Here is a 15,251-nt window from a genome sequence, read left to right on the forward strand (position 1 = left end):
GCAAGCTCCGCTCTACGAGAAGCGCCTTCATGGCTGAAAGGCGGCCATTCGCTATCGCCTGCCGTTGCGACGGATCATTGCCACTAGTTCAGCCTTATCGCGGGGCGCGCCGTTGCGACGGCATCATTGCCATTAGTTCAGCCCTATCGTGGGGCGCAGCTCCGCTCTACATGTGCACTTCCATCGAAGCAGCACATACACCTCAATAAACATCCCGCCGATACCGCCCTTCCAACAGCAACTGCTCCACGCCTTCATCTCCCAGGATTTCGCGTAAGGCGGCATCCACGCCTGGGGCCATTCCGGTCAGGCCGCCGCAGACGTAGATAGCTGCGCCGTCCGTCGTCCATTTGCGCAATTCATCCGCCGCTTGGCGGAGCTTCTCCTGCACATAGATGCGTTCTGACGAATCGCGTGAAAACGCCAGGTCCAGGCGAGTTAGCGAGCCGCAAGCGTGCCACTGCCTGATCTCTTCGCCGTAGAAGAAATCGCGGTCCACATGCCGCTCACCGAACAGCAGCCAATTGCGGCCGGCGCCGGCGACGATACGTGCCTTCAGATGCGCACGTAAGCCTGCGATACCCGTGCCGTTGCCGATCAGGATCAGTGGGCGCGAAGGCTCTGGCGGATGGAAATTGGCGTTGGAACGAATACGTAAGGCGATGGTGCCGCCGATTGGCGCTCCATCGCAGAGCCAACCGCTGCCCAAGCCCGGACTCCCATCCGGTCGCAGCTGCCGCCGGACCAGTAGGTGCAGTGCGCCATCTTGTGGCAATGAAGCGATGGAGTACTCGCGGTGTGGCAGCGGTTGAAGATTGTCGGCTATGGCTTGCGCGTCATAGCCGGTTCGGGCTCCCGCCACCGGCAGGTGCGAACGAGTCAGCAACTCAGCCAGCGGCTCGCGGCGGCCATCTCGCTCGACCTCGATTTCTCCCTCCAATCCCCGCGCCTGCAACCAGTGCTCGACCGTATGCGGCGCGTGGCAGGGGCCGATCTCCGCGATGTCGCCGGCCCGCCAACTCAAGGCCGAATCGTCCACGGGTCGCATCGCTAAATGGAATGCGCCACCCCCCGCACTACCGGGATTAAGTTGCCGGCGCTCCGTCAACGTCCAGGCTTCGTACCGCGGCGGCGTCCAGTCGGGGAACTCGCTGGTATCACCGAGTTGGCTAAGGTGATGCTGCCAATGCCGCAGCGCGCTTTCGTCAGCATTGTCAACTTCGACCATGTCGAACAGCGGGTGCGCGCCGTGCTGGCGCAGCCAATCGTCGAGCTGATGGCCGAAGCCGCAAAACTTGTTGTATTCGCGATCGCCAAGCGCCAGCACGGCGTAGTTCAGCGAAGTCAGCGACGCCGGCCGGCCTATCACATTGCGTAGAAAGGCGAGGGCGTGATCGGGCGGGTCGCCTTCACCGGTGGTGCTGACGATGAACAGCGCACGTTGGGCGGAAGAAAGCGTCTGGGTATCGACGCGATCGATGCTGCATAAATTTACACTCACGCCCGCTTGCCGAAGTGAATCCGCGGTGCGTTCCGCCAATGCTTGGGCGAATCCGGTCTGACTGGCATAAACAACCAGTACGGGTGATTGGTCCGTTTCGGCGTAGCTGACGATTGCATCTTGACGGTTCGCGCGTTGGCCCACCCAGCCACAAAAAAAGAAATAAGCAACGAGCGCCGCTGCAGCGATGAACCAACGCTTGGCGCGCGGCGTAGCAATCCACCAGTCAGCATTGGCATTCCAACTCAACAGCGCCAATGCCGTGGCCGCCAGCAGCAACAGTATCAACGCATTGCCTAAGGCGACGCGGTTACCAGGCAAGGCCAGAGAGGCACTCATGCAGACAGCCTGTCTTCGAATCGTGAGGTCATCCGTTCTTGCAGAGCCGCGTCGCCGCGGACCACGAACCGCGCTGCAATGTCGTGCTGTTCGGCAAAGGAAAAGCCAGCGTCCACACCCATGACGGTCAACGCGGTTGCCCAAGCATCCGCATGCATCGCATTGGCGGCGATCACCGTGACGGCAGCAGGTGCGTGCTCCACTGGTAGACCGCTGCGTGGGTCAAGCGTGTGCGAATAGCGGCGGCCTTCCTGTTCGAACCAATGCCAGCGGTCGCCTGAAGTGGCAACGGCCAGGTCGCCCAGGCCGATCACTCGCGGCACGGAGTCATCGGCTTCTTCACCAGGTGAAGATTCCACCAGTACGCGCCAAGGTTCGTTGTCCGGCTTTCGGCCGTAACCATAGAGTTCGCCGCCCACTTCGATCAAAGCGCTGGCGATTTCGTATGCCCGAAGAAATCGCGCCACGCAATCCACGCCGTAGCCTTTGGCGATCGCGGAAAGGTCGAGTTGCAAACCGCCGGGCTGTAGAAGGCATCGACCGTCTTCGATTGCGACGCGTCGCCAACCGACGCGCGCCTGGATGGCCGATAGCACAGCGTCATCAGGAACACCGCGGGCGCCGGTGCTGGCACCAAATCCCCAGGCCGCGACGAGCGGTCCTACAGTGGGGTCATAGGCACCATCGCTGGCCCGGGCGATCTCCAACGAGCCATTCAGGACATTCCAGAAGTGTTCCGGCAACGTGTGCCAGGTGCCCGCTGCGGCCTGATTGAAACGACTGATATCCGAATCCGGCTCCCAGGTACTCATCTGCGCCACCACATCGTCGAGCTGCGCCTGAATACCCGCATGCAGCGCATGCGTATCGAGGCGCGTCGGCGCGACCAGCTTCACACTCCAGGACGTGCCCATGGTATGGCCGTACAGCGAATGCATCGTGCCTGCGGTAGCGGGAAGGGAGGAAGAGGGAAGCATGGTGTTCGGCCGCCCGCTCTCCGTCGTTGCGGAGAGCGGGCGCATTGGCATTTACTGCGGCAGCACTTCCAAGGTGGCCACGTAGCTCAGCCGGCGTTGCTTGGCCTGAGGTAGCGAAGTTTTTGCATCCTGCGTGCTTGTCTCCAGCCAGTACATGCCTGCTTCCGGCCAGGTCACGCTGAAATCGCCGCTCGCATCGGTCGTGACTTTGATCTCTTCCTGCGCGTTGCGGTAACGCGTGCCGCCGCGGGTGATCTCGAATTCCAGACCGGCCGCCGGCTTGCCATCCAGCAGCAGCTTGAACTTGGCTTGCTCACCGGCGAACAAATCGTTGGGATGCGTGACCGGCACCAGTTCCAATCCCTCGCCGGTCGTCTTCAATGCGGTTTCGTTGGGCGACCCGTTGGTGACGAAGGTTTCCACCCGGCCGAGCGATTGCGAGATCTGCAGGTTCTTGGCGTCCTTCGGCACTTCCGTGGCGAAGGTGGCCGGCGTGCCGCGCCAGCGCTTGGGCTTGCCATTTTCTTCCCAGCTGCCGAACAAGCCGCTGTTGACGGTTGCGATGCGATAGGTGCCTGATTGCTTCAGCTCGACATCGAACACAGTGCGGTATTTGCCGGTGGCCAGATTCTGCGCTTCCGCGCGGCTACCATCCGGTGCGGTGATGACCAGCCCTTCGGTGCGCAATGGAACGTGATTGAAATAGAAGAGGTCATTGGAGACCGCGGCATCCACGGTGATCCACGGACTATTGCCGGCAATCACCGTCTGCGAGGGCAGCAGCCAGGTCTTATGCGCCAGCGCGGACAACGGAAAAACTGCGGCAATCGCCAGGGCCAGAGTAAGGGAACGCTTCATCGGAATCTCCAGGTCAGGGTTTGACGGTCAGGTTGACGGCGCCGAGTTCGGCGTTGCCTTGGGCTTTGCCCGATTGCGGTGTTTTCGTTGCCGGCCAGGTGAAGGGAATCTTCAACAGTTCGCGGCCGCCCACTTCTCGGACGGCTTCCACCACCAGGGTGTATTCGCCAGGCGCCAAACCCGCCAGCTGCCGCTGTCCGTCGGTGAAGGAAAGCGCGTGCTTGCCGACTGGCTTGGTCGGGCCGGTCACGCCATCTACCGGCACCTTCAAAGTGCGCCCGGACTTGCGCCACCACTGGCGGAGATCGGGCAGCCACTTGGTGCCGTGGCCCTCGGCGCCGTCGCGCTGCTGATACCAGACCGATAGATTGGCGGCGACTTTCTGGTCGGCACCTTCCAGGTAGATGGCAACGTAGGGTCGGTGGTATTCGGCCACGTTCAACTGCGGAATTTCCACGCTGATGTCCAGTTGAGCGGCGTACGCCGGCATCGTCAACAGGCCGCTCAATGCAATGGTCAAGGTGGTGGGGATAACGGTCTTCGGCATGGAGGCGCTCGCGATCGATAGAGAATCTTCAGTGGATAAGAAGCAGTGCCAGCAGCAGCGGTACCAGCAAGCCCAGGCCGACCATCGGCCAGGTCATGCGGCGCTGGCGGGCATGCAACTGCAACAGCAGCAGACCGGTAATGCAGAACACCAGGCAGGCCAACGCGAAAACATCAAGGAACCAGCTCCACGCGGGTCCGGCGTTGCGGCCTTTGTGCAGGTCGTTGAAGTAGGAAATCCATCCGCGTTCGGTGCGTTCGTATTCCACTTCGCCGGTGTCGCGCTGGATGCTGAGCCAGGCGTCCTCGCCGGGCCCGGGCATCGACAGATAGATTTCCGTTTCCGACCATTCGGCCGGGCGCTCGCCAATGGCGATGGAGAGTTCGTCACCCAGCCATGTGGCGACGGAAGGCGGCAATGATGCGTTGCCTTCCTTGGGCTCTTTCAGTTCAACGGTTAGCGCGGCGGGCAATTGCACTGTCCGCTGTGTGATCTCGGGTTGTGCTTCGATGCGGCCGGCATGATTCAAGGTGATGCCGGTGGCGGCGAACAGCAGCATGCCGATCAGGCAGACCGCGGAGCTGATCCAATGCCATTGATGCAAGGTACGCAGCCAGAAGCCGCGACGTTGCTGGCTGGACGACATATCGGTTTTCAGCGTTCGCGGGCTCACACTTCGGCCCATTCCCGTAGCAAGTTGTGGTAAACGCCTGTCAGCTGCACCAGCGCGGGGTGCTCAGGCACATCCTGTGTCAGCCGGCGGATGGCAACATCCATCTGGAACATCAGGCGCCGATGACCATCGTCGCGCAGCATGCTTTGCATCCAGAAAAATGAAGCGACCCGTGTGCCGCGAGTAACGGGGGTGACTCGGTGCAGGCTGCTGCCGGGATACAACACCAAATGCCCGGCCGGCAGCTTCACGCTTTGGGTGCCGAAGGTGTCTTCGATGATCAACTCGCCGCCGTCGTATTCCTCGGGCGCACTGAGAAACAACGTGGCGGACAAGTCAGTACGCACCGGCTCTGCGCCGCCCAGGCTGCGGTCGTAGCGCACGGCGTTGTCGACGTGATAACCGAACGATTGCCCACCGCTATAGCGATTGAACAGCGGCGGATAAATGCGCTTGGGCAGTGCCGCCGAGAAGAACGTGCTGTTGCGCGACAGCGCTTCCAACACCATCGCGCCCAGCTCCCGCGCTACCGGCGAACCTTCCGGCAGCTGCGCATTGTCCTTGGCCTTGGCCGACTGATGGCCCGCGGTGACCCGGCCGTCCGCCCAATCGGCAGTATCCAGTTGCGCCCGGGCTTGCGCCACTTGCGCGGCGCTCAGTACATCGGGAATGTGCAGCAGCATCGGGTCACCCTTCCTCGCGGAGTCCGCTCATTGTGCGTGGGCAGAGTTGGGGGCTTGATAAGGCCTAGAACCGGAAAGTGGCGGTCAGCACCGCCGAACGCCCTTCGCCCGGAATAGCCCAGCCGCTGCCGCCAGTCACCACGCCTGCCCCATTGAGCGTCAGGTTATTGCGAATGCTGGTGTAGTACTCCTCGTCGAACAGGTTGTTGACGTTGAGTTGCAGGCCGACGCGGTCGTTGATCTGATAGCCCACCATGGCGCGGTGCACCCAGTAGGCGTCGGTTTTCAGATAGACCGGCGTGTTGGTGTTGTTGGGGTAGAACGCGCCTTGGTACGTAGCCCCGTAACCGAAGGTCCATGCGCTCAGCTCATAGGTGGTCCACAGACTGGCCGAGTGGCGTGGCGTCTGGGTCAGCATGCGGCCCCTGACGGGATCGGATGCGGCGCCATCGGCGGCGTTCTGCAGCACTTCGCTGTCCAGGAAGGTGTAGTTGGCGAACACCGCCCACTCGCGAGTGATGTTGCCCGCGGCACCCAACGCGATGCCGTCCACGCGTGCCTTGCCGTCCAGGACCTGTTCCGGTTGCAGAGGGTCGCCGCTGGCCACCTTGTAGTTCTGCCGCTCGTTGCGGAACACGGCAGCCGTCAGCGCCAAGTGGTTATCCAAGATGTCCCACTTGGTGCCCAATTCGATGTTGACCGCGGTTTCCGGATCCACATTGCAGGTGGTGGCCGAGCATGCGCCGTTAACTGAGGTCTTCGACGGCGTCTTGCTGTTGGCATACGACAGATAGATGCTGGCGTTTTCCAGCGGCTTGTAGACCATGCCCGCCCGGTAAGAAAACAGATCGTCTTCATTTTCGAATACGCCGCTGACTCCGGTGACCTGCCCGATCGAACCTGGCGCGGTCGACACGATGTAGTTGGTCGTATCGCCCTCATTGTGCTCGTAGCGCGCGCCCAGGTTCAGCATCCACTTTTCACCGAACTTCATCGTGTCGAAAAGATAGACGGCCTGATTGCTCAAGCTTCCCTTGCGGTGGATGGTCCTGACGTAATTGGTTGGACCGGTCCAGACGTTGTAGGGATTGGCGAAGTCCTGCAGCGGGTAGGCGCTGTTGTTGTTGGAGAGCTCGCTGCCATCGGCATTGCGGAAGCCGTTGCCGCTATTTAGCTCGAAATCTTCCTTGCTAAAGGCCAACCCAGCGACCAGATGATGTTCGACTGTGCCGGTATTGAAGAACGCCGTCAGGTCGGTCTGGCTGTGCGCGATGAAGTTCTCGGTATCTCGCACCAGGCCGCGTGGGCCACCGGTAGGCGACCATGTACCCGGAGGTTGGATGGTGCCGGCTGGAACGCCGGGGCCGGCCGGCAAGGTCGCGCAGGTGCCGCCTGTATACGGATTGGTGCCGTTGGGTAGGCACCATGTTCCCTGCAGCGCCGTCGTATTGGTGTATTGCTCCACACGTTGCAGGCGGCCCAAGCTGCGCAAGCGAACGTTGTCGCTGAAATCCATTTCGAAAACGCCGGTCAGCATGTCGATGTCGATTTCCTGCCGCGATGTATTGCGGTAGCCGAAGTAGGTTTCCGGATCCACGCCAGGTAGCGGACCGTTGTTGAACGGACTGAGCGCGAACGGCACGCCGTACTGCGGCATATTGTTGTCGTGCTGGTGCAGATAGCTGACGGTGAAGCGGGTGTCCGATCCCAGGCCAAACGCGATTGATGGCGCAAAGCCCCAACGGTGCTTGAACTCTTCGTCGCGGCCGGGCACGTCCTGGGTATGGCCCATGGCGTTCAAGCGTACGGCGATGCCATTTTCCAAATCGAAGTTGCTGTCGGCGGTGACGCGGCCGTATTTGTCGCTACCGGCGCCCACGGTGAACGTGCTCGAATCGCCTTCGCGCGCGGTCTTGCTGACCAAGTTGATATTGCCTCCCACCGAACCCGCACCCGACATCGCCGAGTTCGCACCGTTGATCAACTCGATCGCCTCCAGGTTGAAGGTGTCGCTGCGGGTGTACTGGGCGCTGTCGCGCACGCCGTCAGTGGTGATGTCGCTGCTGGCGGTAAACCCGCGCAGATTGATGCTGTCGCCGTAGCCGCCACCGCCTTCGCCGGCGCCAAAGGTAATGCCGGGCAGGGTGCTGAGCACATCGCGCAGGCCGAACAGGTTCTGCTGATCCATGACCGCTTTGGTCACCACGGTGATCGTCTGTGGCGTATCCAGCAGCTTCTCCGTGTATTTGGGCGAGCTGGCCTTTTGCACTTGTTCGCCCACAACTTCCACGGCATCCAGGTTCTTGGCGTCGTTGGCCGCGTCGGCTGCGGCTTCAGCGGCGGGAGCGGCATGGGCGGCGCACATGGCCAGGGATAGCGCCGCGGCCAGCGGCGTGAGAGCGAGGGATTTTTTCGACATGGTCTCGGGCGTTCAAAGTGGCGGCAGCCAGGGAATGGCAGCCGTAGCCCGCACATGCTAATGATAATGATTCGCGATTACAACATAATGTTTACAATCCGACGGACGGCTGTAACGACACACGAGTTACGCGGAAGGCCAGCGGGGCCGCTTGGCCCAGCGGGCGAAGCTCAGCACGGATCGAGACGAACCCTCGACTTCATCTGCAACGAGCATGAGGGTACGTCCAATGTCCCGTTGGATCCGGATCCAACAAAGATGGATCCAAAACCTGCGTTCCGATCGGCACTTCAGCGATCGCCAAAACGGTCGACTTGGTTACCTCCGTTCCCCTGTCGCAGTCACCTCCTGTCAAAGACCAGATCGCGCGCGCGGCGAGCAATCCCGCCCAGAGGGCCCGCGCGAAGACGGCCGCGAAGCGAAACTGGACGCTTCGGAAGAAGGTCGTCGCCTACGACCTGAAAGAGCGGGCGTTTATCGATTCTCGTTCCCCAGCCGCTCGGTTCCCGTACAAATTCAGCGATTCTGACGGTGCGAAGCCCCGACTCGCGCGACCAATCTTCAAAGGCCCGTTTTTCCGATTCTTTTTCGCCGAGAAACTCATCGAAGAGCAGGAGGCTTCCCGATCCCAGCAGAGGCGTCAGCCAATTCAGGGCACAAAGCGTGGACGAGTACAGATCTGCATCGAGCGAAGCAAATGAAACGCGACCCACTTTCGCGGCCAGTTCTGGGGTGAGGGAGTCTTCGAAATAGCCTTTTACTATTTCCACGCCACGGATTCGCGGCGGTTTACATGCAAAAGTACCTACCTCCGCATTCTCGAACTTCTCTCTGAGCCCTTCGAAGGAATCGCACGCATAGATCCGTTTCTCGGAACGACCCAACGCACGGCGCAGGATTCTGGTCGAGTCACCATTCGCGACGCCGAACTCCATGATATTTCCAGGTACATGTCGCGCCAGCGCAACGCAAAGCTTAAGTACAGACGGCTTGGGCGTGACGGTGATCCGCCTGTTCAGGTATTCCCATTGGAGGCCTTCGGGGGCCACATCCGCAATCTCATGCATCACAAGATCTCTCCCGTGCCATCGTGATTCAACGCCGAGCGTGACCCATGTCGTCCTGGGTCGTCCCGACCGAATTGCCCCCTGAGCCGGCCATGTGTCGAGCAGGCCGGAGCGACAATGCAGCACACTAGGGCAGCGAGGATATCGATCCCGTGAAAAGGCGCCGCGTACGGGCACCCCTGGACTTGTGGAGTTTCGCCGCCCCTGAGCCCGCCGTTTGCAGAGGGTAGGGACTGGTTACCCGCTGTGCGCCCGCGACCATGGTGATGGTCATCGCATCACTTCGCTGTCACGGGGCGCGAAGAACAATATCGCCCGCAGCACCGGGGGGGGCGGGCTGCGCTGGCCAGCCCAGGCCGAGCTTCGAAGCCACGTCTTAACGCGTATAAAGCGCGCCCCAGGTGGCACGGCCTGATCTGAAAAGTCCTTCCGTTAGCCTGTATTACAGCTCCAAGGAGGCAACTTGATGAACGTGCATCGAGTTCATTCCGGAGGTCGGCCCCTTTCTCAAGGGATCGACGGTCGCCGCAATGCCGGCCCCGATCCGCGCATCCGAACTCCTTCGTCGGCGCCAATGCTTCGTGCACTCGATCGGGTCAAGGGGCGCGGTTGCGCGCAGCGCAGTCTTGGACTCCTTCGTACCGTTGCAACAAATACATTCCGCAGCGCGGCACTTCTGGCTTGACCGTCCCTAGTGAGGGGCGGGTGGCGCGTAGTCCGGACGCCGCCGTCGCGCTGCGTCGATGTGCTGATCTCGTTTCCGGATCGATGGCCGGCATCTCGTTGAAAAGGTGAAAACAATGTCCTTCGATTACCTGCTAAATAAGATCAATGCGGCCGGATTAGAACATGAGCCGTTTTCGCATCTTTACATCAAGGATTTCTTCAATAACCAGCACTTTTCGCAGATCACGGCTGCGCCGGAAATTGCGCTGCGTGCCCGGGATTCGGATGGTCAGCTCTTCGATGAACTGTTCGAGGCCGGCTACAAGATCATCGAATTCCCCGGTTGCATCACGAACAAGGACACCTATATAAACTGGCACCGGGTCAAGGGCACAAAGCAGAAACATAACAATACGGCGTGCGAAGGCTTTGGGGTAACGCTGCGACTGATGTCGGCAAGCACACCGTTCATTTCCGAGTTGATGCAGTTCATCAACGGCCAACAGCTCCAGGAAGTGCTCGCCGCGAAATTCGGGATCGATCTGGACGACGTTTTCTACGACTCGGGAATCCAGAAATATCTGGACGGCTATGAAATAAGCCCGCATCCGGACATCCGGAGAAAGGCGCTGACGTACATGGTGAATATCAATCCCGGACCCGGGTCGGAGGAAAAGGAACACCATACGCACTACCTCGTGTTCCGCGACGCGTACAAATATGTCCAGGCCTATTGGGAAGGTCATCCCGAGGCAGAAAGGTGCTGGGTCCCATGGAACTGGTGTGACACCAGGAAAATGCAGCGGGAAAACAACAGCATCGTGATCTTCTCGCCCACCAACTTGACCATGCACGGCGTGAAAGCGCGCTACGACCACCTTAGCAATCAGCGCACCCAGCTCTATGGAAACCTCTGGTACCACGTGCAAACCGTGACGAGCCATCCGGAGTGGGAGGACTTCGTCATCAGCCAGGCAGAGCCGAAACTGACGACCTCCATCAAAAGCAAGGTGAAATCGGTCGTGCCGGTCTCGATGCGGGATTTCATCAGGAGCCACATCCCCGGCGGCAAGCATGTGGCCAGGAAGTTCTAACGGTACCGCTTTGCATCCGGGCGATCGGCGTTTGTCCGCCTCGCCGTGATCCTTCGGAGAGTCAATCCCGGTCGTCGCGTGTCCAGACGCCGCCGTGTTCCAGCTTTACCGGGAACTTGGGCACGGGCGAGTACGCCGGTGCACACAGCGCCCGACCGTCGCGGACGTCGAACCTGGCGCCGTGCAGCACGCATTCGATGGTGGCCTCGTCGGCGTCGAAATTTCCGGACGACAGCTCGAATTCCTCGTGGGTGCAGCGGTCTTCGAGCGCGTAGAGGTCGCCGTCGTAGTTGAACACCAGGATGGGGGTGCCGGTCACTTCATCGAAAACGGTCCGCATCTCGCCAGGCAATAACTCACCTGTGGCGCAGACGAAGGTCCAGTTTTCGCTCATGCGGCGGTCTCTGCCAGCGGCTTTTCCAGGATTTCGAAGCGCAGATCGTCACGCTTGGGAATGCCGAAGCGCTCGTCGCCGTAGGGGAAGGGCTTCTTGATGCCGGTGCGGACGTAGCCGCGGCGCTCATAGAAGGCGATCAGTTCTTCGCGGATGTCGATGACTGTCATCCGCATGGCCGGCAACCGCCATTCGTCGCGGACGATGCGTTCGACTTCGTTGATCATCGTCTTGCCCAGCCCGCTGCCTTGCTGATCGGGCCTGACCGAGAACATGCCGAAATAGCCGGCGCCGTTTTCTTCCGCGATATGGGCGCAGGCCAGCATCTTGCCATCGCGCTCGGCGATCACAATGCGGCTTTGCGGTCGTTCGATATCCTGGCGAAGCACCTCGGGGTCGATGCGCTGGCCTTCGAGGATGTCGGCTTCAGTGGTCCAGCCTTGCTTGCTGGTCTCGCCGCGATAGGCGGAGGTCACCAGTTCGACCAGGGCGGGGATGTCCGCGAGCGTCGCGGGGCGGAAGGTAAGTGTGCTCATGGTGGCGATATTACGGAAAACAGGCGTCCACCTGTAGGGTGTGCGCACACGAGTCGCGCGCGGGAACCCAGGACATACGCACAGCGCACGCTACCCGTCAGGCCAGCAGGCCGCGCGCCTTCTTCAGCGCAATAACGAACTGCTCGATCTCTTCATGCGTGTTGTAGAACGCAAATGACGCGCGGCAGGTGGCGGCCACGCCAAAGAACTGCAGCAGCGGGTGTGCGCAATGCTGGCCGGAGCGAATGGCGACACCTTCCAGGTCGAGCAGCGTCGCCAGGTCATGAGCGTGCGCGCCCTCGATCAGGAAGGAAATCACCGCCGCTTTTTCCGGTGCGCCGCCGAAGATGCGCAGGCCTTCGATCTTGCCGAGTTCTTCGGTTGCATGGGCCAGCAACTCAGTCTCGCGCGCTTCGATGTGCGCCATGCCAACCGATTGCAAGTACTCCACTGCGGCGCCCAGGCCGATGAAGCCGGCGATGTTCGGTGTACCCGCTTCGAACTTATGTGGCGGATCGTTGAATACCGTGCCTTCGAAACAGACTTCCTTGATCATCTCGCCGCCGCCAATGAACGGCGGCATGGCTTGCAGGTGTTCGCGCCGTGCCCACAACGCACCAGTGCCGGTAGGGCCGCACATCTTGTGTCCGGTCAACGCGTAGAAGTCGCAGCCTATTGCCGCAATGTCCACCGGCCGATGCGGGACCGCCTGCGAACCATCGACGACGGTGACGATGCCGCGCTTGCGCGCTTCGCGGCAGATGTCGCGCACGGGATTCACCGTGCCCAGCACGTTCGAGACGTGGGCAACGGCCAGTAGCTTGACCTCGGGTGTCATCGCCGCATAAAGCGCGCGCAGGTCCAGCGAGCCATCGGGAAGTATTTCGGCCACGCGGATGCTCGCGCCGGTGCGCTGGGCAACCAATTGCCAGGGCACGATGTTGGCGTGGTGTTCCATCCGCGAAACCTGGATGACGTCGCCGGCTTTCAAGCGCGGCAATGCCCAGGAGTAGGCGACCAGGTTGATGGCGAAGGTGGTGCCGCTGCACAGCACCAGCTCATCCGGGCGAACGTTGAGGAACCGCGCCAGTTTCTTGCGTGCGCCTTCGTAGGCGTCGGTCGCTTCCGAACCCAGCGTATGCACGGCGCGGCTGACATTGGCATTGTGCAGGCGGTAGAACGCGTCCACCGTCTCGATCACCGAGGCGGGCTTTTGCCCGGTATTGGCGCTGTCCAGATAGATCAGCGGCTTGCCGTGCACTTCGCGGGTCAGCAGCGGGAAGTCGGCGCGGACCCGGTTCCAGTCGATAGGGCGGTCGCCTTCTGCGTGGACGGGCAGGGGCGAAGAAGGTTTGGCGATGAACGACGTCATGCCGGGTCCAGCTGTTCAAGGGAGGCGTCCACCTGCGACGTCAGCAGCGCGAGCGTGTCGGGGTCTTCAATGGCGGCCAGAGGCTCGCGGCAGAACGCGGCGGTCAGCAGCCGTTGCGCTTCGACTTGGGGCAGGCCGCGAGAGCGCAGATAGAACAATGCATTGGGTTCCAATTGGCCGACCGTCGCGCCGTGAGCGGCCTTCACTTCATCGGCATGGATTTCCAATACTGGTTGGGTGTCGATCTCGGCATTGTCGGACAGCAGCAGATTCTTGTTGGATAGCGAGGCATCGGAACCGTCGGCCCCTTCCCGGATCAGGATGCCGCCATGGAAGACGACGCGGCCGCGGCTGGCGCCCAGTCCGCGCCAGGTCAGCTCGCACGACGTATCCCGCCCGATGTGGTCGATGCCCAGACGAGTATCGATGTGGCGACGCCCGCCAGCCAGCAACACACCATTGGCAGTCAGTTGGGCGTTGTCGCCTTCAAGCCGGACGTTGAGCTCGTGCCGCGACAACCCACTGCCCAGCTCCAGATCGACGCGCCGGTACTGCGAATGGCTGGACAGCACAGCGTCGGTGCGCAGCAGGGAAGTGGCGCGATCGCTTTCGTTCTGTACGCGCGCATGCACCAGCTGGGCGTCTTTCGCCAAGTGGACATGGGTCAACGCGTTGATGAGATGCGCGTGCGTGCCGATTGCCAGATGGTGTTCGACCAGCGTCAGTCGTGCGCCTTCGCGCAGCTCGATCAGGTTGCGCAGGTGCCAAGCCCGGTCCGCACCGTCCTCCGCCCCGATGAAGACCAGATGCAGGGGGCGGTCGTCGGCAACGCCGGCTTCTGCTCTCAGCAAGACGCCTTCGCTCGCCAGGGCCGCATTGAGGCGCGCGAACACGTCCTCGCTGCGTTCGAAACGCCGGGCGAGAAAGCGTGCGGTATCGCTCTGATCGGCCAAGGCTTCCGAAAGCAATTGCACGCTGACGCCGATCGGCAGATGGGTGGTATGCGACAGCGGCACCGAATAGCGGCCGTTGACGAAGACCAGGCGGGGCGTGGGTATGGCGGCCAGCGCAAGCGGGTCCACGTCGGGCACCGCATCCACGGCGGCAAACCGGCGCCGCTCCAGCGCCCGCAGCGAGGTGTATTTCCAGGCCTCGCTACGCGCGCCCGGCAATCCGTCGCGCAGCGCTTCGTCCAGTACGCTGCGGCGGACGGCGTCGCCGCTGAACGTCTCAGCCAGCGATTGCAGCAAAGCGCTCATTACGCGGCCTTCTCGGGTTCGACCCGATCTTTCAGCCAGGCATAGCCGTGCTGTTCCAACTCCAGCGCCAGCTCAGGCCCGCCGGATTCGACGATGCGGCCGTCGGACAGAACGTGCACGACGTCCGGTTTGATGTAATCCAGCAAGCGCTGGTAGTGGGTGATGACGAGGAAGGCGCGGTCCGGCGAACGCAGCGTGTTGACGCCTTCGGCGACGCTTTTCAGCGCGTCAATGTCCAGGCCGCTGTCGGTTTCGTCCAGGATGGCCAACTTGGGTTCCAGCACAGCCAACTGGAAAATCTCGTTGCGCTTCTTCTCGCCGCCGCTGAAGCCTTCGTTGACGCCTCGGTGCAGCAGTTCGTCCTTCAGGTGCAGCACCGCGAGTTTTTCGCGGACCAGCTTGAGGAACTGCATGGAATCCAATTCGCCCTCGCCACGTGCCTTGCGCTGCGCGTTGAGCGCTGCACGCAGGAAGTAGGTGTTGTTAACACCGGGGATTTCCACTGGGTACTGGAAAGCCAGGAAAATCCCCGCGGCAGCGCGCTCTTCCGGCGCCAGCTCAAGCAGGTCCCTGCCTTCGTAGCTCACCGTGCCAGCGGTGACCTCATAGCCCTCGCGTCCGGCCAGGATGTTGCCCAGCGTGGATTTTCCCGCGCCATTGGGGCCCATCACCGCGTGCACCTGCCCGGGCTTCAGTTCCAGAGACAGGCCCTTGAGGATTTCCTTGCCGGCGACGCTGGCGTGGAGGTTTTCGATCTTCAGCATTTCGGTTTCCAGTGATTGAGCCCCTCTCCCACCGGGAGAGGGGTTGGGGTGAGGGTTCGGCGGCATCGTGGTGGTTAACCATCTGGATCTCGCCGTACCCTC

At 61.5% G+C, this 15,251-nt stretch carries 14 protein-coding genes; 1 reads left to right on the forward strand and 13 read right to left on the reverse strand.

Annotation, left to right across the window (positions count from 1 at the left end; genetic code table 11):
* Positions 1 to 202: 202 nt before the first annotated feature.
* From AB6O04_RS01265 to AB6O04_RS01300, 8 genes are all read right to left on the reverse strand, one after another.
* A complete protein-coding gene (locus tag AB6O04_RS01265) occupies positions 203 to 1,840 on the reverse strand; it encodes a sulfite reductase subunit alpha (RefSeq protein WP_368561799.1) in 1,638 nt (545 codons plus the stop codon).
* Positions 1,837 to 2,817, reverse strand: a complete 981-nt coding sequence (locus AB6O04_RS01270) for an FAD:protein FMN transferase (protein ID WP_368561800.1) — start codon at positions 2,815 to 2,817, stop codon at positions 1,837 to 1,839. The genes AB6O04_RS01265 and AB6O04_RS01270 overlap by 4 nt, the downstream gene beginning before the upstream one ends.
* A 51-nt stretch (positions 2,818 to 2,868) precedes the next feature.
* Complete coding sequence (locus tag AB6O04_RS01275) at positions 2,869 to 3,675, reverse strand: DUF4198 domain-containing protein (RefSeq protein ID WP_368561801.1); 807 nt, start codon at positions 3,673 to 3,675, stop codon at positions 2,869 to 2,871.
* Positions 3,676 to 3,688: 13 nt separating this feature from the next.
* Positions 3,689 to 4,207 carry a DUF2271 domain-containing protein gene (locus tag AB6O04_RS01280; protein WP_368561905.1) on the reverse strand — a complete coding sequence of 173 codons (519 nt, stop codon included), beginning with the start codon at positions 4,205 to 4,207 and terminating at the stop codon, positions 3,689 to 3,691.
* A 43-nt stretch (positions 4,208 to 4,250) separates the two neighbouring features.
* Positions 4,251 to 4,868 carry a PepSY-associated TM helix domain-containing protein gene (locus AB6O04_RS01285; RefSeq protein WP_368561906.1) on the reverse strand — a complete coding sequence of 206 codons (618 nt, stop codon included), beginning with the start codon at positions 4,866 to 4,868 and terminating at the stop codon, positions 4,251 to 4,253.
* Positions 4,869 to 4,891: 23 nt separating this feature from the next.
* A complete protein-coding gene (locus tag AB6O04_RS01290) occupies positions 4,892 to 5,578 on the reverse strand; it encodes a Fe2+-dependent dioxygenase (protein WP_368561802.1) in 687 nt (228 codons plus the stop codon).
* 64 nt (positions 5,579 to 5,642) lie between these two features.
* On the reverse strand, positions 5,643 to 7,997 hold the full coding sequence (locus tag AB6O04_RS01295; protein WP_368561803.1) for a TonB-dependent receptor: 2,355 nt from the start codon (positions 7,995 to 7,997) through the stop codon (positions 5,643 to 5,645).
* A gap of 341 nt (positions 7,998 to 8,338) precedes the next feature.
* Positions 8,339 to 9,064, reverse strand: coding sequence for a TylF/MycF/NovP-related O-methyltransferase (locus AB6O04_RS01300; RefSeq protein WP_368561804.1), 726 nt, complete (start codon positions 9,062 to 9,064; stop codon positions 8,339 to 8,341).
* An 800-nt stretch (positions 9,065 to 9,864) separates the two neighbouring features.
* On the opposite strand from AB6O04_RS01300, the gene AB6O04_RS01305 reads away from it, so the two are divergent.
* Complete coding sequence (locus AB6O04_RS01305) at positions 9,865 to 10,824, forward strand: hypothetical protein (protein WP_368561805.1); 960 nt, start codon at positions 9,865 to 9,867, stop codon at positions 10,822 to 10,824.
* A 61-nt stretch (positions 10,825 to 10,885) separates the two neighbouring features.
* On the opposite strand, the gene AB6O04_RS01310 is transcribed toward AB6O04_RS01305, so the two are convergent.
* The 5 genes from AB6O04_RS01310 to sufC form a co-directional block, all read right to left on the reverse strand.
* A complete protein-coding gene (locus tag AB6O04_RS01310) occupies positions 10,886 to 11,218 on the reverse strand; it encodes a non-heme iron oxygenase ferredoxin subunit (RefSeq protein ID WP_368561806.1) in 333 nt (110 codons plus the stop codon).
* Positions 11,215 to 11,754 (reverse strand): GNAT family N-acetyltransferase, encoded by a 540-nt coding sequence (locus AB6O04_RS01315; RefSeq protein WP_368561808.1) that lies wholly within the window; start codon positions 11,752 to 11,754, stop codon positions 11,215 to 11,217. The genes AB6O04_RS01310 and AB6O04_RS01315 overlap by 4 nt, the downstream gene beginning before the upstream one ends.
* A 97-nt stretch (positions 11,755 to 11,851) precedes the next feature.
* On the reverse strand, positions 11,852 to 13,126 hold the full coding sequence (locus AB6O04_RS01320; protein WP_368561809.1) for a cysteine desulfurase: 1,275 nt from the start codon (positions 13,124 to 13,126) through the stop codon (positions 11,852 to 11,854).
* Complete coding sequence (gene sufD / locus AB6O04_RS01325; protein ID WP_368561810.1) at positions 13,123 to 14,385, reverse strand: Fe-S cluster assembly protein SufD; 1,263 nt, start codon at positions 14,383 to 14,385, stop codon at positions 13,123 to 13,125. The genes AB6O04_RS01320 and sufD overlap by 4 nt, the downstream gene beginning before the upstream one ends.
* The gene (gene sufC / locus AB6O04_RS01330) at positions 14,385 to 15,149 is read right to left on the reverse strand and encodes a Fe-S cluster assembly ATPase SufC (RefSeq protein WP_368561811.1); all 765 of its coding nucleotides are present in this window, start codon (positions 15,147 to 15,149) and stop codon (positions 14,385 to 14,387) included. The genes sufD and sufC overlap by 1 nt, the downstream gene beginning before the upstream one ends.
* Positions 15,150 to 15,251: the final 102 nt, after the last annotated feature.

This window comes from Pseudoxanthomonas sp. UTMC 1351 (genome assembly GCF_040948865.1).
Lineage (GTDB): Bacteria > Pseudomonadota > Gammaproteobacteria > Xanthomonadales > Xanthomonadaceae > Pseudoxanthomonas_A.